At 69.4% G+C, this 24,386-nt stretch carries 22 protein-coding genes and 1 tRNA gene; 14 read left to right on the top strand and 9 right to left on the bottom strand.

The window, feature by feature from the left end; translation table 11 throughout:
• The first annotated feature begins 22 nt into the window (after positions 1 to 22).
• A complete protein-coding gene (locus tag JOD54_RS05560; protein WP_239573293.1) occupies positions 23 to 826 on the top strand; it encodes a DUF1206 domain-containing protein in 804 nt (267 codons plus the stop codon).
• Between the two features lie 7 nt (positions 827 to 833).
• On the opposite strand, the gene JOD54_RS05555 is transcribed toward JOD54_RS05560, so the two are convergent.
• The 4 genes from JOD54_RS05555 to JOD54_RS05540 all read right to left on the bottom strand — a co-directional run bounded on the left by JOD54_RS05555 (position 834) and on the right by JOD54_RS05540 (position 4,772).
• Positions 834 to 1,220: a hypothetical protein gene (locus tag JOD54_RS05555; RefSeq protein WP_204449500.1), complete on the bottom strand. Its 387-nt coding sequence runs from the start codon at positions 1,218 to 1,220 to the stop codon at positions 834 to 836.
• A 78-nt stretch (positions 1,221 to 1,298) separates the two neighbouring features.
• The gene (locus JOD54_RS05550; protein ID WP_204449499.1) at positions 1,299 to 2,015 is read right to left on the bottom strand and encodes a GntR family transcriptional regulator; all 717 of its coding nucleotides are present in this window, start codon (positions 2,013 to 2,015) and stop codon (positions 1,299 to 1,301) included.
• 98 nt (positions 2,016 to 2,113) lie between these two features.
• Positions 2,114 to 3,937 (bottom strand): acyl-CoA dehydrogenase, encoded by a 1,824-nt coding sequence (locus JOD54_RS05545; RefSeq protein ID WP_204449498.1) that lies wholly within the window; start codon positions 3,935 to 3,937, stop codon positions 2,114 to 2,116.
• 118 nt (positions 3,938 to 4,055) lie between these two features.
• Positions 4,056 to 4,772, bottom strand: a complete 717-nt coding sequence (locus tag JOD54_RS05540) for a response regulator transcription factor (RefSeq protein ID WP_204449497.1) — start codon at positions 4,770 to 4,772, stop codon at positions 4,056 to 4,058.
• Between the two features lie 346 nt (positions 4,773 to 5,118).
• On the opposite strand from JOD54_RS05540, the gene JOD54_RS05535 reads away from it, so the two are divergent.
• Both JOD54_RS05535 and JOD54_RS05530 read left to right on the top strand, forming a co-directional pair.
• Positions 5,119 to 5,562, top strand: coding sequence for a DUF4304 domain-containing protein (locus tag JOD54_RS05535; protein ID WP_204449496.1), 444 nt, complete (start codon positions 5,119 to 5,121; stop codon positions 5,560 to 5,562).
• Position 5,563: 1 nt separating this feature from the next.
• Positions 5,564 to 6,679 carry a DNA adenine methylase gene (locus JOD54_RS05530; protein ID WP_204449495.1) on the top strand — a complete coding sequence of 372 codons (1,116 nt, stop codon included), beginning with the start codon at positions 5,564 to 5,566 and terminating at the stop codon, positions 6,677 to 6,679.
• Here the strand turns inward: JOD54_RS05530 and JOD54_RS05525 are convergent.
• Together JOD54_RS05525 and JOD54_RS05520 are read right to left on the bottom strand one after the other, a co-directional pair.
• A complete protein-coding gene (locus JOD54_RS05525) occupies positions 6,676 to 7,140 on the bottom strand; it encodes a hypothetical protein (RefSeq protein ID WP_204449494.1) in 465 nt (154 codons plus the stop codon). The two genes, JOD54_RS05530 and JOD54_RS05525, sit on opposite strands and share 4 nt — an antisense overlap.
• Before the next feature lie 287 nt (positions 7,141 to 7,427).
• Positions 7,428 to 7,498: transfer RNA gene (locus JOD54_RS05520), tRNA-Gly, on the bottom strand.
• A 78-nt stretch (positions 7,499 to 7,576) separates the two neighbouring features.
• Here JOD54_RS05520 and dcd point away from each other — a divergent pair.
• Complete coding sequence (gene dcd / locus JOD54_RS05515) at positions 7,577 to 8,158, top strand: dCTP deaminase (protein WP_204449493.1); 582 nt, start codon at positions 7,577 to 7,579, stop codon at positions 8,156 to 8,158.
• Here the strand turns inward: dcd and JOD54_RS05510 are convergent.
• Both JOD54_RS05510 and JOD54_RS05505 read right to left on the bottom strand, forming a co-directional pair.
• Complete coding sequence (locus tag JOD54_RS05510) at positions 8,134 to 9,285, bottom strand: MFS transporter (RefSeq protein ID WP_204449492.1); 1,152 nt, start codon at positions 9,283 to 9,285, stop codon at positions 8,134 to 8,136. The genes dcd and JOD54_RS05510 overlap by 25 nt on opposite strands.
• 101 nt (positions 9,286 to 9,386) lie before the next feature.
• Entirely contained in the window at positions 9,387 to 11,573 is a 2,187-nt protein-coding gene (locus JOD54_RS05505) for a (Fe-S)-binding protein (RefSeq protein WP_204449491.1), read from the bottom strand.
• Between the two features lie 199 nt (positions 11,574 to 11,772).
• On the opposite strand from JOD54_RS05505, the gene JOD54_RS05500 reads away from it, so the two are divergent.
• From JOD54_RS05500 to JOD54_RS05470, 7 genes are all read left to right on the top strand, one after another.
• The gene (locus tag JOD54_RS05500; RefSeq protein ID WP_204449490.1) at positions 11,773 to 12,342 is read left to right on the top strand and encodes a TetR/AcrR family transcriptional regulator; all 570 of its coding nucleotides are present in this window, start codon (positions 11,773 to 11,775) and stop codon (positions 12,340 to 12,342) included.
• 320 nt (positions 12,343 to 12,662) lie between these two features.
• Positions 12,663 to 13,460, top strand: coding sequence for a DUF4097 family beta strand repeat-containing protein (locus tag JOD54_RS05495; RefSeq protein ID WP_204449489.1), 798 nt, complete (start codon positions 12,663 to 12,665; stop codon positions 13,458 to 13,460).
• A complete protein-coding gene (locus JOD54_RS05490) occupies positions 13,460 to 14,188 on the top strand; it encodes a TetR/AcrR family transcriptional regulator (protein WP_204449488.1) in 729 nt (242 codons plus the stop codon). Before JOD54_RS05495 ends, JOD54_RS05490 begins: the two co-directional genes overlap by 1 nt.
• Before the next feature lie 100 nt (positions 14,189 to 14,288).
• On the top strand, positions 14,289 to 16,148 hold the full coding sequence (gene dnaK / locus JOD54_RS05485) for a molecular chaperone DnaK (protein WP_204449487.1): 1,860 nt from the start codon (positions 14,289 to 14,291) through the stop codon (positions 16,146 to 16,148).
• 31 nt (positions 16,149 to 16,179) lie between these two features.
• Positions 16,180 to 16,824, top strand: a complete 645-nt coding sequence (gene grpE, locus JOD54_RS05480) for a nucleotide exchange factor GrpE (protein ID WP_204449486.1) — start codon at positions 16,180 to 16,182, stop codon at positions 16,822 to 16,824.
• Between the two features lie 17 nt (positions 16,825 to 16,841).
• Complete coding sequence (dnaJ, locus tag JOD54_RS05475) at positions 16,842 to 18,002, top strand: molecular chaperone DnaJ (protein ID WP_204449485.1); 1,161 nt, start codon at positions 16,842 to 16,844, stop codon at positions 18,000 to 18,002.
• Positions 17,999 to 18,421: a heat shock protein transcriptional repressor HspR gene (locus JOD54_RS05470; RefSeq protein ID WP_204449484.1), complete on the top strand. Its 423-nt coding sequence runs from the start codon at positions 17,999 to 18,001 to the stop codon at positions 18,419 to 18,421. Before dnaJ ends, JOD54_RS05470 begins: the two co-directional genes overlap by 4 nt.
• Before the next feature lie 541 nt (positions 18,422 to 18,962).
• On the opposite strand, the gene JOD54_RS05465 is transcribed toward JOD54_RS05470, so the two are convergent.
• Complete coding sequence (locus JOD54_RS05465; protein ID WP_239573291.1) at positions 18,963 to 20,138, bottom strand: FAD-binding oxidoreductase; 1,176 nt, start codon at positions 20,136 to 20,138, stop codon at positions 18,963 to 18,965.
• Between the two features lie 226 nt (positions 20,139 to 20,364).
• On the opposite strand from JOD54_RS05465, the gene JOD54_RS05460 reads away from it, so the two are divergent.
• The 3 genes from JOD54_RS05460 to clpB all read left to right on the top strand — a co-directional run bounded on the left by JOD54_RS05460 (position 20,365) and on the right by clpB (position 24,350).
• Positions 20,365 to 20,859: a pyridoxamine 5'-phosphate oxidase family protein gene (locus JOD54_RS05460; protein ID WP_204449483.1), complete on the top strand. Its 495-nt coding sequence runs from the start codon at positions 20,365 to 20,367 to the stop codon at positions 20,857 to 20,859.
• A gap of 80 nt (positions 20,860 to 20,939) precedes the next feature.
• Positions 20,940 to 21,395 carry a MarR family winged helix-turn-helix transcriptional regulator gene (locus JOD54_RS05455; protein WP_204449482.1) on the top strand — a complete coding sequence of 152 codons (456 nt, stop codon included), beginning with the start codon at positions 20,940 to 20,942 and terminating at the stop codon, positions 21,393 to 21,395.
• 366 nt (positions 21,396 to 21,761) lie between these two features.
• Positions 21,762 to 24,350 carry an ATP-dependent chaperone ClpB gene (gene clpB, locus JOD54_RS05450; protein WP_204449481.1) on the top strand — a complete coding sequence of 863 codons (2,589 nt, stop codon included), beginning with the start codon at positions 21,762 to 21,764 and terminating at the stop codon, positions 24,348 to 24,350.
• Positions 24,351 to 24,386 lie beyond the last annotated feature (36 nt).

The raw sequence follows: 24,386 nt of genomic DNA, 5'->3' as shown, positions 1-24,386 counted from the left end.
CTCCCCAGACCTAGGAGGGCACATGAGCACCGCAGTGCACACCGCGCACCACAACGACGCGGTCAAGGGCTTGGGCCGAGCTGGCATGGCCTGCTACGGCGTGGTCTACGTGATCGTCGCCTACCTCGCCCTCCAGGTCGCCTTCGGTGGCGGCGGGCAAGAGGCCGACCAGACGGGGGCACTGCAAGAGATCGCGAGCACGTCCTTCGGCGCGGTCGTCCTCTGGGTACTGGCTGTCGGCCTGCTCGCCTTCGGCGTGTGGCAGCTGCTGATGGCCGCGTTCAGCTACAAGTGGCACGAGGAAGGCCGCAAGCGCACCTTCAAGCGCATAGGCGCAGCGGTCCGCGGGTTCGTGGGCATCTCCCTCGGCATCGCCGCCATCCGCACCGCCACCGGCAGCGGAACCCAAAGCGGCGACCAGAAGCAGAAGCAGATGACTGCGGAGCTGATGTCGCTGCCCGCAGGCCGCATCATCGTCGGCCTGCTGGCCCTCATCGTGATCGGCGCGGGCATCGCCAGCATCGTCTCCGGCTTCCGCAAGTCCTTCATGAAGGACCTCGAAACCAGCCAACTCCCCAAATCCCACTGGGTCGAACGCCTGGGCCAGGTCGGCTACATCGCCAAAGGCCTAGGCATAGCAATCGTCGGCGTCCTGTTGGGAATCGCCGCCCTGGACGCCAACGCCTCCGAAGCAGGCGGCCTCGACTCAGCCCTGCGCACCCTCGCGGGCCAGCCGTTCGGCACGGTACTGCTGGTAGTGGTAGCCGCAGGCTTCGCCGCCTTCGGCATCTACGCCATCGCCGCCGCCAAGGCCCACAGGACCTGATCCCGTGCTAGGCCACCAATGTCTCGACGGCCTGCATGCGGAGCCAGTGCAGGACCCATTCGCCGATGCGATCCCGCGGGATGCCGATCGTGTCCTCTTCGGACAGCGGGGCGACGACGGTGACAGCAGTGCCGCCGAGCAGGCGCCCGAACACCATTGCCTTGGGCTGCTGAGGATCGGCTTCGACCTGCAGGTAAGTTGACGAGCGGCTGAGGGTGTCGCGCCAGTGGAGTAGGCGGGCGCAGCTTTGCGCTCGCGGCCCGGAGACATGCACCTCGACCCGGCCCGGGCCGACGTCGGTCGCCGAGACGTCGAGGCTGGCGATGTGCAGGTCGGGGTGCTGATCGACGTGTTGTCTGGCTGACTTGATCAGCCGGGGCAGCTCAGCCCACATCGCTCCGCCTTTCATCTGTACAGAACCCGGCCATTCGACCACGGGCCGGAAGAAAAGGGCAAGAATTCTGTACAGAACTCACCCATCGGTGAGGTGGTACTCCAAGATGTAGGCGCCTGCGTCGAGGGTCATCTCGTTGACCTCGACTGCGCGGTCATCTGCTGTGTAGGCGGTGCGGGTGATGCAGATGACCGGGGTTCCCTGATCGAGCCGCAGCGCCTCCGACTCCTCCGCGCGTGGCATCCGCGAGCGCAATTCCTCCCGGAACCGCACGGGTTTGTGGCCCAACTCGGCCAGTCGGGCGTAGGCGCCGCCTGGGCCTGTGTTCAGCTCGGCGATCGCGGTACTTCGGACCAGGGCCGCGGGGTAGTACGTCTCCGCGAGCTGGATGGGCCTGCCCTCCACCACGTACTTCCGCCGCCGCACCAATACCCGGTCGACCGGCAGTATGCGTGCGACGTGCGGTGGCGGGGCCTCCTCGGAGATCGCCAGGTCTTCCACCGCGGGCTGGCGCTCATCGTCGGATTCCCAGACCGGTCCGCCTTGCAGCCGCTTCGGTGAGACCCGGCGGTACGGGTTGAACTCGCGGACGAACGTGCCTGCTCCGCGGCGGGCGACGATCAGGCCTTCGTTCTTCAGCACGTCCAGTGCTCGCCGAGCGGTTGGCTGCTCCACAGCGTGGGTCGCCATCAGCTCGTTCTCACTGGGTACGCGGTCACCCGGGCCCAGTTCACCGGAGTCGATCTGGCCGCGCAGAGCGTCCGCGATAGCCCGATAGCCCATGCGGCCAGCCATGACGCGCCCTCCATCCCACTGCTTCTGTACGTACAGAAGCACGGTACCCAGACGGCCCACCACCGAAGAGGTGGTGGGCCGTCTGGAGAAAGAGCAGGTCAGAACGCGGCTTCGTCCACGTCCATCAGGTCGAGATCCGCTGCCTCAACGATCTTGCGGGAAGCCGACAGCTCCGGCAGGACGTTCTTCGCGAAGAACGATGCCACCGCCACCTTCCCCTCGTAGAACGCCTTGTCCCGCCCAGCAACCCCAGCATCCAGCCGAGCGAGTGCGATCTCCGCCTGCCGCTGCAGCAGCCAGCCCACCAAGAGGTCGCCGGTGGCCATCAGCAGTCGGACCGAATGCAGCCCGACTCGGTAGATGCTGCGGGGTTCCTCTTGCGAGGCGGTCAGGTGGCCGACCATGGCGCCGAGGATTCCTTGGACGTCTTCCAGGGCCTGCTTGAGGAGTTCGCGTTCGCGCTTGAGCCGACCGTTGCCGCTCTCCGACTCCAGGAAGGCGCTGATCTCGCCGGCTACGAACGCCAGCGCTTGGCCCTTGTCGCGGATGATCTTGCGGAAGAAGAAGTCGAGGGACTGGATGGCGGTGGTGCCCTCGTAGAGCGAGTCGATCTTGGCGTCGCGGATGTACTGCTCCAGCGGGTAGTCCTGCAGGAAGCCGGAGCCGCCGAGGGTTTGCAGGGACTGGACCAGTTGCTCGGTGGCCCGTTCGGAGCCGACGCCCTTGACGATGGGGAGGAGGAGGTCGTTGACGCGTTCGGCGAGCTTGAGGTCGCCTTCCTTGGTCCACACCTGGTCCTGGAACGTCGCGTTGTAGAGGTACAGCGCGCGCAGGCCCTCCGCGTAGGCCTTCTGCAGCATGAGGCTGCGGCGGACGTCCGGGTGGTGGGTGATGGTGACGCGGGGGGCCGTCTTGTCGAGCATGTTCGGCAGGTCGGCGCCCTGGACGCGCTCCTTGGCGTACTCGAGGGCGTTGAGGTAGCCGGTGGACAGGGTCGCGATGGCCTTGGTGCCGACCATCATCCTGGCGTACTCGATGACCTGGAACATCTGCGCGATGCCGTCGTGCACCTCGCCGAGCAGCCAGCCCTTGGCCGGGGTGCCGTGCTGGCCGAAGGTGACCTCGCAGGTCGTGGACACCTTGAGGCCCATCTTGTGCTCGACGTTGGTCACGTACGCGCCGTTGCGCTCGCCCAGCTCGCCGGTCCCGGTGTCGAAGTGGAACTTGGGGACCAGGAACAGGCTCAGGCCCTTGGTGCCCGGCCCGTGGCCCTCGGGGCGGGCCAGCACCAGGTGCATGATGTTCTCGGTCAGGTCCTGGTCACCCGAGGTGATGAACCGCTTCACCCCGTCGATGTGCCACGACCCGTCCGCCTGCTGGACCGCCTTGGTCCGGCCCGCGCCGACGTCGGAGCCCGCGTCCGGTTCGGTGAGCACCATGGTGGCGCCCCAGCCGCGGTCGATCATGATCTGGGCCCAGCGCTTCTGCTCCTCGGTCCCGTTGTTGTGCACGACCATGGCGAAGTTCGGGCCCGCCAGGTAGATGAACAGCGCCGGGTTCGCGCCGAGGATCAGCTCCGAGGCCGCCCACTGGACCGTCGGCGGGAGGCCGAAGCCGCCCAGCTCGTCGGTCAGGCCCAGCCGCCACCACTCGCCGTCCCACAGCTGCCGGTAGGACTTCTTGAACGACTCGGGCAGGGTGGCGCTGAAGGTCTTCGGGTCGTACTCCGGCGGGTTGCGGTCGGCGTCGGCGAAGGACTCGGCCAGCGGGCCGACGGCGAGCTTGTTCAGCTCGGTGAGCACGCCGCGGGCGGTCTCCTCGTCCGACTCCGCGAGGACCCCCTTGCCAAGCCGGTCCTGGACGGTGAACACCTCGAAGAGGTTGAACTCGAGGTCGCGGACGTTGCTCTTGTAGTGGCCCATCTCGTCGCTCCGTGTCTCACGCTCGTGAGCAGCTGCTACTCATCGGTAACATGAGTCTATTACCGGTCGGTAGGCGCGGCAAGGCAGGGGGTGGGTGTCACCCGGTTGGTGCCGGGGATCACGTGCCGGTGCGCGGCCTGCGGACCGGAGCGATGAGCACACCCGACTTGAACGCCACGGCGACCGCGTGCGTGCGGTCCCTGGCGCCGAGCTTGCGCAGGATGCTCTTGACGTGGGTCCGCACGGTCTCCACGGACACGAACAGCACCCGCGCGATCTCCTGGTTCTCCAGCCCGTCGGCGATCAGCTGCAGCACCTGGAACTCCCGGCGCGACAGCGGCTGCTGCCCGTCGGCCACCCCGGCCAGCCGCGAACTGGGGGCGGCGACCGTGCGGGCCAGGCCGGGGTCGAGGTAGCGGCGGGTCTCGTGCACGGTCCTGATCGCCTCGACCACCTGCGGCGGCTCGGCGGAGCGCTGGATGACGCCGTGCACACCCGCGGTGATGCTGGTCGCGACGTACTGGGTGGTGCGGTGCGCGTCGCGGACCAGGATCAGCACGGCCAGGTCGGCGTGGGCGGCGCACAGCGCGGTGGACAGGTGGCCGCGCGGGTCGAGGCCGGAGTCGATGAGGACGACGGCGGGGTGGAAGCGCTCGGCGAAGCGGAGCGCGCCCTGCGGGGTGTCGGTCGCGCCGAGCCAGCGCAGTCCTGGGGTGCGGAGGACGAGGGCGGAGAGCCCCTCCCGGAACAACGGCACGCCGTCGACGAGCGCGACCGTCGGGCCGACCTCCCCGGGTCTGCTCGCGAAGGCGGTCCGGTGGGTGCTGCGCGGCATGCGTGGCTCCTCCAGCTGTTCACCCGTCCGTGTAGGTGCGACGCCACCTTCCGCCGCACGTGACGTGCGATTTCGATATTTCCGGCCATCTCCGCGACAAGCTCACCCACACGGGTGAGAGAGTCGATGTGATCTGTGTTACATGTATCGTCGGATTGTTGCGCGGTGTGTCGCTGTTGACCGGACGGGATCACCCGTGAGGTCACGAACCGACCTGAGATCGGTGAATGGGTAGGAACCAGGGGTCACTGGCGGATAGGGTCAGCTGAGTACTCCGGAGTGACCAGTCGGATGCCGAGCGTGGGCGGCCTGACCCGATACAGGGGGCTACGTGGAAGCGGGCGCGGTGCGCAATGCGGACGAGTGGTTCCGGCTGATGGTGGAGACCGGGCTGGCGCCCGGCCTGCGCGCGTTGGGCCTGTCCGGCACCGGTCGGCACTTCCGCGTGATCGACAGCGCCCACGTCGGCCAGATCTCGATCCTGCAGTCGGCCAAGTCCAGCACGTACTCCACCCGGTTCACCCTGTCGCTGAGCGTCACCGCCACCGACGAGTGGGCCTCGCAGCTGCGCATCCGCCCGTACACCCGGGCGGCGGGCCACACCGGCGGCGGCTGGCAGGAGCGCATCGGCAACCTCATGCTGGTCGGCGCCGGGGTCCCGATCGGCGACCTCTGGTGGAAGATCGAAGCGGGCAAGCCGTTCGCGAACCTGTCGGCCGAGGTGCTGACGGCGGTGCGGGAGTTCGGTCTCCCCGCCATCCGCGACCAGATCCGCGCCCGCGTGCACTGATGTGGCCGAAGAGAACCCGGCGTACCCGCGGACCCAACTGATCACGTACCTGGGCAACAAGCGCGGCCTCTTAGCGCCTATAGACCAGGCGGTCCGTGCCGTCCGGGAGCACCTGGGCCGCAGGCTACGGATCCTGGACGCGTTCTCCGGCTCCGGTGTCGTCTCCCGGGCTCTTAAGCAACACGCCACGTCCCTGGTCGCGAACGACATCGAGGACTACGCCAGCGTAGTCAGCCAGTGCTACCTGACGAACGCCTGCGAGGTGGACCTCGCCCTGCTGAACACGGTCGTCGCCGACCTCAACCGCCGGGCCGACCTGTCGCCGACCGAGGGCTTCATCCGCAAGCTCTACGCCCCGGCCAACGACGACCACATCCAGCCGGGCGAACGGGTCTTCTACACAACGTCCAACGCTCGAAGACTCGACACCTACGCGAGCCTGATCCACGAGGCCCCTGTCGAGCTGCGCTCCCTCTTACTCGGCCCCCTGCTGTCTGAGGCCTCTATCCACACCAACACCGCAGGCGTCTTCAAAGGCTTCTACAAGGACAGATTTACCGGCGTTGGCCACTTCGGCGGCAGCGGTAAGGATGCGTTATCGCGCATCAAGGGCGAGATCAGACTCAACGCCCCCACCCTGAGCAACTTCTCCTGCGCCGTCACGGTCTTACAGCAAGACGCCAACACACTCCCCGATGTGCTGGACGAGCTAGACCTGGCTTACCTGGACCCGCCTTACAACCAGCACCCGTACGGCTCCAACTACTTCATGCTCAACCTGCTGGTCAACTACACCGAGCCGTGCGAGATCAGCCCCATCTCCGGCATCCCCACAGACTGGCGCCGCTCGGCCTACAACATCCGCAAACGCGCCCCGGACCTCTTGGCCGACCTGCTCGAGCGAATCCCCGCCCGCTTCATCCTGGTCTCCGCCAACAACGAGGGCTTCATCCCCCCACCCGCCATGCACTGCCTCCTGCGCGCCGCAGGCACCGTCACCGAGTTCACCACCCAGTACAACGCCTTCCGCGGCAGCCGCAACCTCCACTCCCGCCAACTACACGTAACCGAACACCTATACCTGGTCGACAAGTCCTGCGAGTTCACCCCGACCTAGAACGCCCACTCCCAGCCCGCCGCCGTCACATCCGGCCGGAACTCGATGACACCATGCGCGCTCTTGGTGTCCAACATGACCACACCGCCATACTGCGCCGAAGGCAAGTAGGGCTCGGTCGTGTGGTACTCCGCTTCCGGCAAACACATAAAAGTGCTGGAGACCTGCGTCTCAGTCACCCCATCCACGCCAGTCACCGCAAAGTCATATGCCGTGATCGGCGCAGTTCCCTCCGCCGGACTGACGTCGGCCGTGGTCCTAACCACCACCGCCAACGCCACGTAATGCCCCCGCTCAGCCGCTGCCGCGTAAGTCGCAGTGCACTTCGGATCAACCACAACACTCTCCACCGCAAACGAATACATCGCCTTGCCCCCACCCTGAACAACCCCCACCACCCGCCCAGGCGCCAACACCACACTCCCCTGCGGAGGCTTGGGCAAGCCCTCAAAAACGGTCACGTCAACACTGGGAATTGGACGACTCGTGGTTCGCACCGTCGACTCAGTCGCCGTTCTAGTAGGCCGTGATTCCCCACCAGAAGAACAACCAGCGACAACAACAAGTCCCACGACCCCCAACGCCAACCGCAACAACACCCAGTTCCCCCTTCGCCCGCAACCGCCAACCGCGCCGCGGGGCCGCCGCCAACTGTCTACCGCACCGTGGGGGTCTGGGGGGTCGCCCCCCAGTGCAATGGCGAAACCACAAGGTCCAAGCATTCCTTGGACATGGGTAGCCCTGGTTGAGCGGATGACGGGAATCGAACCCGCGTATTCAGCTTGGGAAGCTGATGTTCTACCATTGAACTACATCCGCAGTGATCCGAAGATCGACCACAGCCTACACGGCCCGGGCGGGCGCGTCACCGCCAGGGGGCGCGGTTAGGGTGTGGGGGTGTTGCTGAGCGATCGTGACCTGCGGGGAGAGTTGGCGGCGGGGCGGCTGGGGGTGGAGCCGTTCGAGCCGCTCATGGTGCAGCCGTCGAGTATTGATGTGCGGTTGGACCGGTTCTTCCGGGTGTTCAACAACACGCGGTACACCCACATCGATCCGCGGCAGCAGCAGGACGACCTGACCTCGCTGGTGGAGGCCGAGGACGACGTGCCGTTCGTGTTGCACCCCGGGGAGTTCGTGCTGGGGTCGACGTTCGAGGCGGTGACGTTGCCGGACGACCTGGCGGGGCGGTTGGAGGGGAAGTCGTCGTTGGGGCGGCTGGGGTTGTTGACGCACTCGACGGCCGGGTTCATCGATCCGGGGTTCACCGGGCACATCACGTTGGAGTTGTCGAACGTGGCGAACCTGCCGATCACGCTGTGGCCGGGGATGAAGATCGGGCAGTTGTGCCTGTTCCGGTTGTCGTCGGCCGCGGAGTTCCCGTACGGCTCCAAGGAGGCCGGGTCGCGGTACCAGGGGCAGCGGGGGCCGACGCCTTCCAGGGCGTACCTGAACTTTCACCGGGTCGACACCAAGCGCTGAACCGGCGTCACCACGGCGGCGACGAGTGGCGCCGCCGCTGCCAGGCCGATGGCCAGGGGCCAGTCGACCGCGGTGACAACGGCGGCGAACGCGGGTGCGATCGCCAGGGCCATCAGGTTCTGGCCGGTGTTCTGGATGCCGAGCGCCCTGCCCGCCCAGAACGGGCCCGCGAGTTCGGCGGTCGCGGTGAAGGCCAGTCCGTTGTCGGTCACCGAGATGATCAGCACCGCGATGAGGCCCACCACCGCCACCCAGGTCGAGCCGCCGAGTGCCCACACGACCAGTGCCGCTGCCACGGCTACAGCGATGATCCGCATGGGCCGCATCCGACTGCCCACGCGGTCCGACCACACCCCTGCGCCGATTCGGCCCGCTGCGCCGAAGAGTTGCACTACGGCCAGGACGGCCCCGGCGGTGACCGGGTTCCAGCCGTGTTCGGACATCAAGTAGGTCAAGGCGAACGTGCTTGAAATGAACTGCGGTGCCACTAGCAGCGCGCTGGCCGTGTGCACCCGCCACAGAGTCGGAGTCCTATAGGGCGAACGGGTTTCCTCGACATGCTTGGCTGCAACGCGCGGCGGATCCAAGAGCCACAGGGCGACCACTACGGCCAGCACCAGACATAGAGCCGCAGGTACGACCAACGCCCAGCGGTAGCCCCAAGCCTGCGCCGCCGGCGGTAGGACTAACGCGGCGAAGCCGACGCCGATCGGTGTGCACGTCTGCCGGATCCCCATGGCCAGCCCGCGTTCCGAGGCTTCGAACCAGCCCAGCACCGCCCGGCCGCTCGCGGATGTGATCGACGCCGAGAAGATCCCCGCGACCACCAGCATCGCGCCCAAGGCGACGACGCCCGACACGGCGGCCGCCGCCAGGCCCGCCAGGCCGGTGCCCGCCATGCCGATCGCCATCACGGTCCGCTCGCCGAACCTGTCCGCCGCGGCACCCCACGCGATCAGGGCGAGCAGCACGCCGAGCACCGGCACCACGACGAGCGTGCCGCCCCCGGTCAGCGACAGCCCCAGCTCGTCCCGCAGCTGCGGCAGCATGAACGGCAGCCCGTAGGTCAGGCTGGTCACCGCGGCCTGGGCGACGACCGCGATCGCGAGGATCCACCAGCGTCTCATGTAGTTAACGTAGCTAAGTGTTCCTGGATAGCGGAACAACTTTCCCGCGATACGAGAAGCGCCCCTGACCCGCGCAGGTCAGGGGCGCCATCGACAGGCAGTTACTCGCCCGCTGGCTCCTTGCCGCGCCGCACGGCGGACAGCAGCAGCTGCGCCACGTCCACCACCTCCACGTGCTCCCCCGCCACCCCGTCCGCCTTCCGCGCGGTCACGCCGTCGGTCAGCATCACGCGGCAGAACGGGCAGCCCGTCGCGATCTTCGAGGGCGCGGTGCCGAGGGCCTCGTCGACCCGGTCGACGTTGATGCGCTTGCCGATCCGCTCCTCCATCCACATCCGCGCACCCCCCGCGCCGCAGCACATGGACCGATCGGCGTGACGCGGCATCTCGCGCAACCGAGCACCAGCAGCGCCAACGAGTTCGCGCGGCGCTTCGTAGACCTTGTTGTGCCGACCCAAGTAGCAGGGGTCGTGGTAGGTGACGTCCTCGGCGACCGGCGCTACCGGCACCAGACGGCGCTCGCGCACCAACTTGTTCAGCAGCTGGGTGTGGTGCAGGACCTCGTACTTGCCGCCCAGCTGCGGGTACTCGTTCGCGATCGTGTTGAAGCAGTGCGCACAGGTCACCACGATCTTGCGCTTGCCTGCCTCGCGGCCCTCGAACACCGCGTTGATGACCTCGACGTTCTGCTGCGCCAGCATCTGGAACAGGAACTCGTTGCCCGCCCGCCGCGCCGGGTCGCCGGTGCAGGTCTCCTCGGGGCCGAGCACCACGTACTTCACCTCGGCGGTGTGCAGCAGCTCCGCGACCGCCTGGGTGGTCTTCTTCGCCCTGTCCTCGAACGCGCCAGCGCAGCCGACCCAGAACAGGTACTCGGTGTCGTCGGTCAGCTCCCCGTCGAACACCGGCACCTCGAAGCCCAGGTCGGCGGTCCAGGCCAGCCGGTCCTTGGCGTTCTGGCCCCACGGGTTGCCCTTGTTCTCCAGGTTCTTGAACATGCCGCCCAGCTCGGACGGGAAGTTCGACTCGATCAGCACCTGGTAGCGGCGCATGTCGACGATGTGGTCCACGTGCTCGATGTCCACCGGGCACTGCTCGACGCAGGCGCCGCAGGTGGTGCACGACCACAGCACCTCCGGGTCGATCACGCCGCCGTCGTCGCCGATCAGGGCGCGCTCGGACTCGGCGATGGCCAGCACGTCGATGCCCGCGTACGGGTTGTCGCCGGTCAGGCCGACCTCGTCGCCCGCCATGTCCCGGCTGCCGCCTGCCAGCAGGTACGGCGCCTTGGCGTAGGCGTGGTCGCGCAGCTGCGTGATCAGCAGCTTCGGCGACAGCGGCTTGCCGGTGTTCCACGCGGGGCACTGCGACTGGCAGCGGCCGCACTCGGTGCAGGTGGTGAAGTCCAGCCAGCCCTTCCAGCTGAAGTCCTCGACCTTGCCCGCGCCGAAGACGTCCTTCTCCGGGTCGGCCTCCTCGAAGTCCAGCGGCTTGCCGCCGGACATCATCGGCCGCAGCGCGCCGAGCGCGACCCCGCCGTCGTCCTCGCGCTTGAAGTAGATGTTGAAGAACGCGCTGAACCGGTGCCAGGCCACGCCCATGGTCATGTTCTTGGCGACCACGTACACCCACACCATGGCGCCCATGAGCTTGATGAACGCCAGGGCCGACACCAGGTCGGGACTGGCGGGCAGCAGGTCGCCGATCGGGTTGGTGACGAACGCGGCCCAGGTCGGCACCTCGTGCGCGCCCAGCGCGGCCTTGCTCGCCCGGACACCGAGGATGCCGATGCCCTCGAAGATCACCACGGCCTCGACGAAGTACGCCTGCCGGAGGTTGGAGCCCTGGAACCGGGAGAGCCGGTCGGCGCGCCGGGGGTGGTTGAGCTGGCGGATGACCACCAGCGCCACGCCACCGACGACGGTGGCGACGCCGAGCAGTTCCATCAGCAGGTGCCACAGGTTCCAGTGGTCGAGGACCGGCCAGCCCCAGGTGGGGACGAACACCTCGCCGTAGGCCTCGAACAGCGCGGCCGAGCCGATCAGGAAGCCCCACATCACCAGCCAGTGCCACACGCCGACGTGTCGGAACTTGTTCATCCTGGTGTGCGCGGCGAACTCCTCGACCAGGGTCTTCAGCCGCGGCACGACCGGCCCGTTGCGGGTGGCGTCCGGCTGGCCGAGGCGGACGACGGCGACCATCCGCGCGACGGTCCGCACGAACATGCCCCACGCGACGAGGCTGACCGCGACCGCGGCCACCCCCAGTGCCAGCTGCACGGCGCCCATGTGGTGGTGCCCTTCCACTCGGTTCGGGGTCGGTGGACCCCGGTGGACCCTACGCGTTCTTACTGGCCGGTAACCGACTTTGAGAAGCCTAAGTCGGTCAAGTGTGGCGCACACCTCGGTACATTCCTGGACACTTGTTCAGATAGTTTGTCGGTGTGCACCCGCCCATCCTCCCCGCGATCACCCGCGGCGGCGCGCCGTGAGGACCTACCGCCGGGTCGACGGTCGCAAGACCAGGGGTGAGCGGCGCAGGCGCGAGATCGTCGGGGCGACCCTGCGCGTCATCGAGCGCGACGGGGTCGCAGGCGTGTCGCACCGGTCGGTCGCGCGGGAGGCCGACGTCCCGCCCGCGTCGATCACCTACCACTTCCCCGCGCTCGACGACCTGCTGGTGGCCACCCTGGTGAGCGCGGCGGAGGAGTTGGCCGCGCGCACCGGCGAGGTGATCGAGTCCAGCCGGATCAAGGGCAGCGGCCCGGCGGGCGCGGTCGCGGCGATGCTGGCCGACGCGCTCGGGCCCAGCCGGGGGCGCACGGTCGCGCTGCACGAGCTCTACCTGCTCGCCGCCCGCCGCCCCGTGCTCCGCCCGGCCGCCCGGCTGTGGATCGACGTGCTGACCAGCCTCGGCCGCCAACCCGACGAGGTCGGCTTCCGCGCGTTCCTCGCCGCCATCGACGGCATGCTCACCCAGGGCCTGGTCGACGACGAACCCCCGACGGCCGCCGAGCTGCTGCCCGTCGTGGAGCACCTGCTCGCCCCGCTGCGCTAGTGGCTCCGGGGCGGGCCACTAGGCCCTTCCTGGGACCGGCCTAGGACCAAAGGCTTACCCGAACCAAGACCCGGGTCCGATGTCAGCGCACACCGGGGACCCTAGTCTCGGGTGGGGGTCATCGGGGGGCGCTGAGCTGGGGAAAGACCCCGTTGTCCCTCCTGGGGGTAGGGACAACTTCAGGGCAGGCTCGGGGGCGTCCCCGATTCCGGCAAGCGGTCTGCGGTCCTAGCGTCGCCGGTAGCAAGTTCTCCTGGTTGGTGGGGGTGTCGATGGTGAGCGGGGCAGGTACGGCGGTACGGCGGGGAGCGCTGTTGGGGGTGACCGCCGCGGGGGTGGCGGTCCTGCTCTGCGCGGTGGGCGCGTGCTCGGTCGCGACCAAGCGGTACTCCGACGACTCGGCGATCGGCTCGACGATCCGGGCGGTCCGGATCGAGAGCGGCTCCGGGTCGGTGCGGGTGCGGGCGGGGACGGCGGCCAGCGTGCACCGGACCGTCTCGCACCTCGACGCGAAGCCGGGGGCGACCCACCGGGTCGAGGGGGATGTGTTGGTCCTGCGGGAGTGCGAGGTGCGCAACTGCTGGGTCGACTACGAGGTGGTGGTACCGGAGGGGGTCACCGTCTCGGGCGACCTGGATTCGGGGTCCGTCGACGTCGAGGGGGCGTCGACGGTGAACCTGCGGGTCAGCTCGGGGGAGGTGAAGGTGCGCAGGGTGTCCGGCGCGGTGAACGTCAAGGCCAGTTCGGGATCGGTCGACCTCGTCGACGTCAAGGGGAAGGTCGCCGTCGAGGCCGAGTCGGGGGACGTCACGGCCCACGACGTCGGTGCCGCCACCCTGCGCGCCGACTCCGGTTCGGTCGAGGTCCAGGGGGTCAACGGCACCGCGGACCTGGCCGCGCAATCGGGCAACATCACGGTCCGGTTGGCCAAGGCAGCCGCGGTGAAGGCCGTGGCCGACAGCGGTTCGGTGGACGTCACCGTGCCGAGGGGGGAGTACCGGGTGAGCGCGCACACCGGAAGCGGGGAGGTGGACAACGGCATCGGCGACTACCGCGATTCGCCCAACCACCTCGAGTTGTCCGCCGACAGCGGCGACGTGACGGTGAGGTTCGGCTGATGGCGGAGTACGTGATCGCGGGTGGCGGGGTGGTCCACGAGCGGGCGGACGCGGCGCGCAACCGGAGGCGGATCCTGGTCGCCGCGCGGGCGCTGTTCAGCCAGCGCGGGGTGGACAGGGTCACGATGGACCAGATCGCCGCGGCGGCCGGGGTGGGCAAGGGGACCCTGTTCCGGCGCTTCGGCGACAAGTCCGGGTTGGCCGCCGCACTGCTCGACGACGGGGAGCGCGAGCTGCGCGGCCGGGTGGCCGAGGGGGACGCGCCGCTGGGTCCGGGGGTGGATCCGGCGGCGCGGTTGGTCGCCTTCTTCGACGCCTACCTGACCTTCCTCACCGACCACCTCGACCTGGTGCACCTGGCGGAGACAGCGCGGCCGGGCACTCGGTACCGGATCGCCGCCTATAGGTACTGGCACGCCCATGTCACCCAGCTGCTCACAGCGGCGGGGGCGGCGGGCGACCGGGAGTCGCTCGCGCACGTGCTGCTGGCGGGGGTCGCTGCCGACCTGCAGCGCGCTGTGCGCGCCGAGGTGACAGCGGAGGGCATGCGCGCCTCGGTGCTGCACGTCGTCGACGCGGCGGTGAACGCCCAGCTCAGCACCCCCGTTCCGGTGGTGCGGGCGGCCGAGGCCCAGGTCGAGCCGGTCCGGCCGTCGCCCGGTTCGGTGGTCGCGCTCACACCGGGAACAAGCGCCCAGGGTGCTTCGTTGTGGGTGCAAGAAGGTTGAGCGGGTCGGGCTCAAGTTCCAGAGTTCAGTCCGGTAGGCTCAACTTCGCACGACCCAGGCGGGTCGACACCCACAGGCACAGCACTATCAGGAGGAAAACATGGCGCGAGCGGTCGGCATCGACCTGGGGACGACCAACTCCGTCGTCGCCGTCCTCGAAGGCGGTGAACCGACGGTTATCGCCAACTCGGAGGGCTCGCGGACCACCCCGTCCATCGTGGCGTTCGCCAAGAACGGCGAGGTCCTGGTCGGGCAGCCCGCCAAGAACCAGGCCGTCACCAACGTGGACAGGACGGTCCGGTCGGCCAAGCGGCACATCGGCACCGGCTGGAAGACCGAGCCGATCGACGATAAGGCCTACACCTCGCAGGAGATCAGCGCCCGGGTGCTGATGAAGCTCAAGCGCGACGCCGAGGCCTACCTCGGTGAGACGATCACCGACGCGGTCATCACCGTCCCGGCGTACTTCGAGGACGCCCAGCGCCAGGCCACCAAGGAGGCCGGGCAGATCGCGGGCCTCAACGTGCTGCGGATCGTCAACGAGCCCACCGCGGCCGCGCTGGCCTACGGCCTGGACAAGGGCGCCAAGGAGCAGACCATCCTGGTCTTCGACCTCGGCGGCGGCACCTTCGACGTGTCGCTGCTGGAGATCGGCGACGGCGTCGTCGAGGTCCGCGCGACCTCCGGTGACAACCACCTCGGCGGCGACGACTGGGACCAGCGCATCGTCGACTGGCTGGTGGAGAAGTTCCGCGCGTCCTCGGGCATCGACCTGACCAAGGACAAGATGGCCCTGCAGCGCATCCGCGAGGCGGCCGAGAAGGCGAAGATCGAGCTCTCGAGCTCCAACAGCGCCACCATCAACCTGCCCTACATCACCGTCGACAGCGACAAGAACCCGCTGTTCCTCGACGAGACGCTGACCCGCGCCGAGTTCCAGCGGATCACCGCCGACCTGCTCGACCGCACCCGCGCCCCGTTCAACAACGTGGTGAAGGACGCCGGGGTCTCGGTCGGCGAGATCGACCACGTGGTGCTCGTCGGCGGCTCCACCCGGATGCCCGCCGTCGCCGAGCTGGTCAAGGAGCTCACCGGCGGCCGCGAGCCGAACAAGGGCGTCAACCCCGACGAGGTCGTCGCGGTCGGCGCCGCGCTGCAGGCCGGTGTGCTCAAGGGCGAGGTCAAGGACGTCCTGCTGCTCGACGTCACGCCGCTGTCGCTGGGCATCGAGACCAAGGGCGGGGTGTTCACCAAGCTCATCGAGCGCAACACCACCATCCCCACCAAGCGCTCGGAGATCTTCTCCACCGCCGACGACAACCAGACCACCGTCGGCATCCAGGTGTTCCAGGGCGAGCGCGACTTCGCCGCGGACAACAAGAAGCTGGGCACCTTCGACCTGACCGGCCTGCCCCCGGCCCCCCGCGGTGTGCCGCAGGTCGAGGTCACCTTCGACATCGACGCCAACGGCATCGTGCACGTCAACGCGAAGGACCTGGGCACGGGCAAGGAGCAGTCGATGACGATCACCGGCGGCTCCGCGCTGCCCAAGGACGACATCGACCGGATGGTCCGCGACGCCGAGGCGCACGCCGAGGAGGACCGCAAGCGCCGCGAGGAGGCCGAGGTCCGCAACCAGGCCGAGTCGCTGGTGTACCAGACGGAGAAGTTCGTCAAGGACAACGACGAGAAGATCCCGGCCGAGGCCAAGGAGAAGGTCAACGCCGCGCTGGCCGAGGCCAACGAGGCGCTCAAGGGCACCGACATCGCCGCGATCAAGTCCGCGATGGAGAAGCTGGCCGCCGAGTCGCAGACCATGGGCTCCGCGCTCTACGCCAACACCGGCGCGCCCGCCGACGGCGCCGAGGGTGCCCCCGGCGCGGGCCAGGGCCAGCAGGCCAAGGCCGACGGCGCCGACGACGTGGTGGACGCCGAGATCGTCGACGAGGACAAGAAGTGACCTGGACCGCCAACACGGGTGAGGTGACCGAGTGAGCGAGCAGCACACGGGCGACCCCGCTGAGGAGCCCCAGGTCGTGGTGCGGGACCGGCGGCGGATCGACCCGGACACCGGGCAGGTCCGCCCCGACGCCGAGGTGCCCGCGGGCACCCACGCCCCGTCCACCCCGGAGGTCGACCCGGAGGTGGTCGTCACCGGGATCGTCGAGCCGGAGCTCGACCCGGCCGCGGCGCTGAAGGTCCAGCTCGACGAGCGCACCGCGGACCTGCAGCGGCTGCAGGCCGAGTACGCCAACTACCGCAAGCGGGTCGACCGCGACCGGGAGCAGGTGGTCACCTCGGCGAAGGCCGCGGTGGTCACCGACCTGCTCTCGGTGCTCGACGACGTCGAGCGGGCCGCCGCGCACGGCGACCTGACCGGGGCGTTCAAGGCGGTCGCGGAGAAGCTGACCAACTCGCTGCAGAAGACCGGGCTGGAACCGTTCGGCCACGAGGGCGAGCCGTTCGACCCGTCGGTGCACGAGGCCGTGCAGCACAACACCTCGCCCGAGGTGTCCGGTCCGACCGTGACCGGGGTGCTGCGCCGCGGCTACCGGTTCGGCGACCGGGTCGTGCGGGCCGCGCTGGTCGCGGTCACCGACGCGGAGGCCGCCCCGGCGGCAGCGGAAGAGAACTGAGGGAGGAGGGGACGTCCGTGAGCGCCAGGGACTGGATCGAGAAGGACTTCTATCGCGAGTTGGGCGTCTCCTCCGACGCCCCGGACGCGGAGGTCAAGAAGGCCTACCGCAAGCTCGCCCGCGAGCTGCACCCCGACGCCAACCCCGGCAACGCCGACGCCGAGGCCAGGTTCAAGTCGGTGTCCGAGGCGTACGGGGTGGTCGGCGACCCGGAGAAGCGCAAGCAGTACGACGAGGCCCGCTCGATGTTCGGCAGGGGCGGCTTCGGCGGCGGGTCCGGGTTCGACTTCGGTGACGCGTTCGGCCAGCAGGGCGGCGGCTTCGCGGGCGGCGGCGGTGGCCTCGGCGACCTGTTCGGCAACCTGTTCAACCGCGCCAGGGGCGGCGGTGGCGGTACCACCGCCCGCCCCCGGCGCGGCGCCGACGTGGAAACCGACGTCCGCCTCGACTTCGTCGAAGCGGTCCAGGGCGCGACGGTCCCGCTGCGGCTGTCCAGTCCGTCCACATGCGACACCTGCCACGGGTCGGGCGCTCGCCCGGGCACCAGCCCGAAGACCTGCCAGAACTGCGGCGGTGTCGGCCTGGTCAGCCGCAGCCAGGGCGCTTTCGCCTTCAGCGAGCCCTGTCGCGACTGCCGCGGCACCGGCCGCATCGTCGACGACCCCTGCCCCGACTGCGGCGGCGAGGGCGTCAACACCAAGACCCGCAAGCTGACCGTCCGCATCCCCGCCGGGGTCGAGGACGACCAGCGGATCCGCCTCGCGGGCCAGGGCGAACCCGGCCGCAACGGCGCCGCCTCCGGCGACCTGTACGTCCGCGTGCACGTCACCCCGCACCCGGTGTTCGGCCGCGCGGGCAACGACCTGACCCTCAAGGTCCCGGTCACCTACCCGGAACTGGCGCTGGGCACCACCCTCACAGTGCCCACATTGGACGGTTCGGTCTCGCTGCAGGTCGCCCCCGGCACCACCTCGGGCCGCGTCCTGCGCGTGCGCGGCAAGGGCGTCCAACGCCGCGACGGCCAATCCGGCCACCTGCTGGTCACCCTCCAGGTGGCCGTCCCCACCGACCTCAACGACGAGGCCAAAGCCGCCCTGGCGGCCTACACCGAGGCCACAACCGACTTCGACCCCAGGCCGGACCTCACCGCCCTGGTCCAGAAGGCGAGGCAGTCGTGAACCCCTTCCCCCCCGGCACCGACGAAGACACCCCCGTCTTCGTCATCTCCGTGGCAGCGCAACTGTCCGGCCTGCACGCCCAAACCCTGCGCAGCTACGACCGCCAAGGGCTCGTGTCGCCGGGGCGGACCTCCGGCGGGGGGCGGCGGTACTCGATGCGCGACATCGCACTGCTGCGGGAGGTGCAGCGGCTGTCGCAGGAGGCGGGGGTCAACCTCGCGGGGATCAAGCGGATCATCGAGCTGGAGAACGAGGTCGACGCGCTGCGGTCGCGGGTGGTGGAGCTGTCGGAGGAGCTGGCAGCGGCTTATGCGGCGGCGGAGCAGGCTGCGGCTGCGGTGCACCAGTCGTATCGGCGGGACTTGGTGCCGGTGCGGCAGCAGACGGCGTTGGTGGTGTGGCGGCCGCAGAAGCGGTAGCTCGGCAGCGGGCCAATGCGGTCGGCTCGCCTTCGGCATTGCATCGGATCTTCGGCTCGCCTGCGGCATTGCGCTGGATCCGTGGGTGGTGCGGTGTGCTCGATGGGGCGAACTTGTTTTGCGCGGGGCCCCTGCACCAGCCGTGGCAGGACCGCAAAAGCCGGGGCCGAAAAGCATGGCCCTGCAGCGAGGCAAGGCTACGACTGCCGCTCCCCCACGCAAAACAAGTCCGCCCCATCGAGCATTTGGGGTGGACGGCTTCCGAGTGTCCAGTGGTTGAGCTGGCGGGGTCGGCTCGGTGGGTTGGTTGGCACCGGCGGCTTCGGGGTCGGCTCGCCTTCGGCATTGCGACACGGCCCGTTGTGGTGCGGGGTGCTCGATGGGGCGGGGGCCGAAAAGCGTGGCCCTGTCCGCGCAGAACGCTACGACTGCCGCCACCCCACGCAAACAAGTCCGCCCCATCGAGCAGTTGGCACCTCGGGTTCCGAGTGTCCAGTGGTCGGGTTGGGTGGTCGATCCCCTTTTTCCCTTGCCCCTTGCGCTAGTCCAGGGTGAAGGGGTCGTAGGTGATGTGGTCGAGGGGGGTTCCGGCCACCAGCATGCGGGAGACGGTGGAGCGGATCATGGCGGGGGAGCCTGCTACGAGGACTTCGCGGTCGGGCCAGGGGCCGTTGCGGGTGACTATGTCGGCGAGGGTGCCGTGTTCGTAGCCGGGGCCTTGTTCGGTTTCCACCACCGGGGTCACCGTGAGCCAGGGGTTTGAGGCGGCGATGTTCTGCAGGTGCGGCAGGTCGTAGAGGTCTTCGCGTTTGCGGCCGCCGTTGAAGAGGTGGACGCGGGGGTTGTGGCCCCATTGGGCCATGTGCTCGATGATCGCGCGCATCGGGGCGACGCCGGTGCCGCCTGCGATCATCAAGACATCGCGGTCCTTCTTGCGGTTGACGCCGATTCTGCCCATGGGGGGGCCGATGCGCCAGGTGTCGCCGATGTTGGTGTGGGCGACGACGGCTCGGCTTACCCAGCCGTTGTCGACGCTGCGGACGTGGAACTCGATGATGCCGTCGGAGCGGGGGGCGTTGGCCGGGGACAGGTAGCGCCACAGGCGGGGGCGTTGCGGTACCTCGACGCTGACGTACTGGCCCGGTTGGTAGGGGACGGGGTGGTCGGGCTGGACGCGGACCACCGCGAGGTCCCAGCCGAGGCGCTCGTGGTCGACGACGCGGGCGGGCCAAGACGCCGGGCCTTCGTCGGCGGCCGCGGCGTCGAGCATGGTCCGCGCCATGATCGTGTACGCCTCGGCCCAGGCCCGCTCGACCTCGTCGGTCCACGCCGGGCCCGCGTAGCGCTTGACCGCGCCGATCAGCGCCGTGCCGACGGCTTCGTAGTGCGAGCTGATCACGCCGAACTTGCGGTGGTCGCGGCCGAGCTGGTGCAGGAACGGCGCGAGGTCGTCGGGGCGGTCGACCATCTGCACGAAGTGCACCAGCGCGCGCAGCAACCGGGACCGCTGCACCTGCATGTTCGCCGGGAACATCTCCCTGGCGCTCGGTTCGATGCTGAACAGCATCCCGTAGAAGTACTGGGCGACCTGGTCGGCCTGCGGTTCCACGGCCGCGAAGCTGTCGCGCACCAGCCGCACCATGGTGGAGACGGCGGTGGGCGACTCGGTTCGGTGCTGCGAGGCCGGGATCGGGCTCACCACTGCGTTGGCTGTCATGATCGGGGAGTCGACTCCACCTCTCGTGCTCTCACCGTGCGCTCGACGGTACTCACGCATTCATCCCCCGACGGTGTCGACAGTAGACCTGATTTGGCTGGTTGACGGCGTTTCTCACACCTTTGTGTCATTCTCGCTGACTCCGCGTACAGGGTTCTCCTCCCAATGGGGTACATCGTCCGCGTGGGCTACGCAACGCGGCGCCGGCGTGCCACCGTGGACGCCCGTGACGACCGACTCCCACCCCACCGACCTGCTGCGGCTCGGGTTCGCCGAGGCACCGCCCGCCACCCCGCCGACACCGGGTCCGCGCGAGCCGCTGCCGCCGAGACAACCGGTCCTCGACCGGCTCACCGCCCCGATGGTCGAACTGATCACCCGGATGGACCGGGTCTTCCTCGCCACCGCCGACGCCGACGGCGAGTGCGACTTCGCGCTGTTCTGCGGGCCGCCAGGGTTCGTGCACGTGCTCGACGACCGCAGGCTCGCGTGCGCCCAGGTGGAGCCGATGCCGGGGTTGGCCAACCTCGCGGTGAACCCCCGGATCAGCGTGGTGCTCGTCGACGGTCGCCGCGCGGTCCACGTCAACGGGCACGCTGCGGTCGTCGGCGACGAGTGGCTGCGCTCGGCGCACCCGTTCCTGCCGTCCCGGTTCACCGGCTGCGGCTGGGTCGTCGTCCTGGTCGACGAGACCTACCTGCACGCCAGGGTGCCCGCTTGATGAGACCCTTGTGCCAGCTGCCCCGGGTGCCGGGGATGTCCGGTTAGCGTTCCGCTGGCTGGTTCGACGAAGGGACGCTGGTGGCGGAGGGACGGACGGGCACCGATGGCCGGGAGACCGCGGCGCAGGACCTGGAACGGGAGCTGTCGAAGCTGTTCGGCCGGGCGCGCAGTCTCTCGCTGACCTTCGCCTCGCAGGTGCACCCCGGTCTCGACAGCGCCTCGTACGCGCTGCTGGTCCACCTGAGCGGGATCGCCCCGGTGCGGGCGGCGGACGTGGTGGAGCTGACCGGGCTCGACAAGTCGACCGTGAGCAGGCAGATCGCCCGGCTGGAGGAGCTGGCGCTGATCGAGCGGGTCGCGGACCCGTCGGACGGCAGGGCCCGGCTGGTCCAGCTGACCGACACCGGCGCGGCCCGGCTGGCCGAGGTGCGGGCCGACCGCCGGGTGCGGCTGCGGGCGACGCTGTCGGACTGGCCGACCGAGGACATCGAGGAGTTCTCCCGGCTGCTCGGCAGGCTCAACAGCGACCTGTGACCGGCGTCTCGTAGCCCGTTGTTAACCCGGGTTGACCGACCGCGCGCGGTGATCGGATACGCCCTGGTCACCACCCGCGCGGCGCAACCACAATGGGGTGACCCCGGTACCGGGCCGATCTGTCCACCGCCTGTGGACAACCACCTGGGGATTGTGGACAAGTGGATTACTGATGTGGATAGACCGGTTGCGACATGTGGGTGACCGCTCGACCGGGCGACAGCGCCGCGCGTTCGGGTAGTCGTACGTCTGGCGTTCACCCGCCGGGTGAGTTCTGCGCCACGATGCACTTGAGCGGAACTGACTCAACTTTCCTGACGTTGTCCGTGGTGGCAGGTTCCGAGCAGGTGCGACCCGAGGTGGGAGATGGACGCGTTCAACCCGACGACGAAGACCCAGCAGGCGATCTCGACGGCCGCGCAGGCGGCATCGGCGGCGGGCAACCCCGACATCCGCCCGGTGCACCTGCTCACCGCCCTGCTCGACCAGGCAGACGGCCTCACCGCGCCGCTGCTGACCGCGGTCGGCGTCGACCCGAACCAGATCCGCAAGGAGTTGGAACCGCTGGTCAGGGCGCTCCCGTCGGCGACGGGAGCCACCGTCTCCTCCCCCGGGCTGTCCCAGCAGGCGTTGCGCGCGATCACGCACGCCCAGAAGCTGGCCACCGAGATGGGCGACGAGTACGTCTCCACCGAGCACCTGCTCGTCGGCCTGGCCGCCGAGGGCGGTGACGTGTCCCAGCTGCTGAGCAGGCACGGGGCCACCCCGGACGCGCTGCGCGAGGCGTTCGCGAAGGTCCGCGGCTCGGCCAGGGTGTCGAGCCCCGACCCGGAGGGCACCTACCAGGCGCTGGAGAAGTACGGCGTCGACCTGACCGCGCGGGCGCGCAAGGGCGAGCTGGACCCGGTGATCGGCCGCGACACCGAGATCCGCCGGGTGGTGCAGGTGCTGTCGCGGCGCACGAAGAACAACCCGGTGCTCATCGGTGAGCCCGGTGTCGGCAAGACCGCGATCGTGGAGGGGCTCGCGCAGCGGATCGTCGCCGGTGACGTGCCGGAGTCGCTGCGCGGCAAGCGGGTCGTCTCCCTCGACCTGGGCTCGATGGTGGCCGGCGCCAAGTTCCGCGGCGAGTTCGAGGAGCGGCTCAAGGCGGTGCTCAAGGAGATCACCGACTCCGCCGGTCAGGTGGTCACCTTCATCGACGAGCTGCACACCATCGTCGGCGCGGGCGCCACCGGCGAGGGCGCGATGGACGCGGGCAACATGATCAAGCCGATGCTGGCCCGCGGCGAGCTGCGGATGGTCGGCGCCACCACGCTCGACGAGTACCGCCAGCACATCGAGAAGGACGCCGCGCTGGAGCGGCGCTTCCAGCAGGTGCTGGTCGGCGAACCGTCGGTGGAGGACACCATCGGCATCCTGCGCGGCCTCAAGGAGCGCTACGAGGTGCACCACGGCGTGCGGATCACCGACACCGCCCTGGTCGCCGCGGCCACCCTGTCCGACCGCTACATCACCGCCCGGTTCCTGCCGGACAAGGCGATCGACCTGGTCGACGAGGCCGCGTCCCGGCTGCGGATGGAGATCGACTCGCGGCCGGTGGAGATCGACGGGGTCGAGCGGTCGGTGCGCAGGCTGGAGATCGAGGAGATGGCGCTGGCCAAGGAGGACGACCTCGCCTCCAAGGAGCGGCTGTCCGCGCTGCGCGCCGAGCTCGCCGAGAAGCGGGAGGTGCTCTCCGCGCTGACCGCCCGCTGGCAGAACGAGAAGGGCTCCATCGACCGGGTCCGGCAGCTCAAGGAGCAGCTGGAGGGCCTGCGCGGCGAGTCGGAGCGGGCCGAGCGCGACGGCGACCTCGGCAAGGCCGCCGAGCTGCGGTACGGGCGGATCCCCGCGCTGGAGAAGGACCTCGAGGCGGCCACGGCCGCGACCGCGGCGGCCGACCAGGCGGTGATGCTCAAGGAGGAGGTCGGCGCCGACGACGTCGCCGAGGTGGTGTCGGCGTGGACCGGGATCCCGGCCGGGCGGCTGCTGGAGGGCGAGACGCAGAAGCTGCTGCGGATGGAGGACGAGCTCGGCGCGCGGGTCATCGGCCAGGCCGAGGCGGTGCGGGTGGTGTCCGACGCGGTGCGGCGGGCGCGGGCCGGGGTGTCGGACCCGGACCGGCCCACCGGGTCGTTCCTGTTCCTCGGGCCGACCGGCGTCGGCAAGACGGAGCTGGCGAAGGCGCTGGCGGAGTACCTGTTCGACGACGAGCGCGCGATGGTCCGCGTCGACATGAGCGAGTACTCGGAGAAGCACTCGGTGGCCCGCCTGGTCGGCGCCCCGCCCGGGTACGTCGGGTACGACCAGGGCGGCCAGCTGACCGAGTCGGTCCGCAGGCGGCCGTACACGGTGGTGCTGCTCGACGAGGTCGAGAAGGCGCACCCGGACGTGTTCGACGTGCTGCTGCAGGTGCTCGACGACGGCAGGCTCACCGACGGGCAGGGCCGCACGGTCGACTTCCGCAACACGATCCTGGTGCTCACCTCGAACCTGGGCTCGCAGTCGATCACCGACCCGAACCTCGACGACCGCGGCCGCCACGACGCGGTGATGGCCGTGGTGCAGCGGCACTTCAAGCCCGAGTTCCTCAACCGCCTCGACGACGTGGTCGTGTTCCACGCCCTGGCCACCGAGGAGCTGACCGCCATCGTCGACATCCAGGTCGGCAAGCTCGCCCGCAGGCTCACCCACCGCAGGCTCACCCTCGACGTCTCGCACGCCGCCAGGGACTGGCTGGCCCTCAACGGCTTCGACCCCGTCTACGGCGCCCGCCCCCTGCGCCGCCTGGTCTCCTCGGCCATCGGCGACCAGCTGGCCAAGGCCCTGCTGGCAGGCACCATCCGCGACGGCGACACCGTCGTCGTCGACGTCAACGACGACAGCTCCGGGCTGACGGTGGTCAACGCCTAAAAGATCACCCGAGAACGCGACAGCCGCCCTCCCAGG

This window comes from Actinokineospora baliensis, assembly GCF_016907695.1.
Taxonomy (GTDB): Bacteria; Actinomycetota; Actinomycetes; order Mycobacteriales; family Pseudonocardiaceae; genus Actinokineospora; species Actinokineospora baliensis.
This window is presented reverse-complemented; position numbering and strand designations above follow the sequence as displayed.

Coding starts and splice junctions, on each gene's coding strand:
- JOD54_RS05540 (WP_204449497.1), bottom strand. CDS start 4,772: ATGCCGCGCAGCACCCACCGGACCGCCTTCGCGAGCAGACCCGGGGAG.
- clpB (WP_204449481.1), top strand. CDS start 21,762: ATGGACGCGTTCAACCCGACGACGAAGACCCAGCAGGCGATCTCGACG.
- JOD54_RS05560 (WP_239573293.1), top strand. CDS start 23: ATGAGCACCGCAGTGCACACCGCGCACCACAACGACGCGGTCAAGGGC.
- JOD54_RS05465 (WP_239573291.1), bottom strand. CDS start 20,138: ATGACAGCCAACGCAGTGGTGAGCCCGATCCCGGCCTCGCAGCACCGA.
- JOD54_RS05545 (WP_204449498.1), bottom strand. CDS start 3,937: ATGGGCCACTACAAGAGCAACGTCCGCGACCTCGAGTTCAACCTCTTC.
- JOD54_RS05550 (WP_204449499.1), bottom strand. CDS start 2,015: ATGGCTGGCCGCATGGGCTATCGGGCTATCGCGGACGCTCTGCGCGGC.
- JOD54_RS05505 (WP_204449491.1), bottom strand. CDS start 11,573: ATGGGCGCCGTGCAGCTGGCACTGGGGGTGGCCGCGGTCGCGGTCAGC.
- JOD54_RS05490 (WP_204449488.1), top strand. CDS start 13,460: ATGGCGGAGTACGTGATCGCGGGTGGCGGGGTGGTCCACGAGCGGGCG.
- JOD54_RS05555 (WP_204449500.1), bottom strand. CDS start 1,220: ATGTGGGCTGAGCTGCCCCGGCTGATCAAGTCAGCCAGACAACACGTC.
- dnaK (WP_204449487.1), top strand. CDS start 14,289: ATGGCGCGAGCGGTCGGCATCGACCTGGGGACGACCAACTCCGTCGTC.
- JOD54_RS05510 (WP_204449492.1), bottom strand. CDS start 9,285: ATGAGACGCTGGTGGATCCTCGCGATCGCGGTCGTCGCCCAGGCCGCG.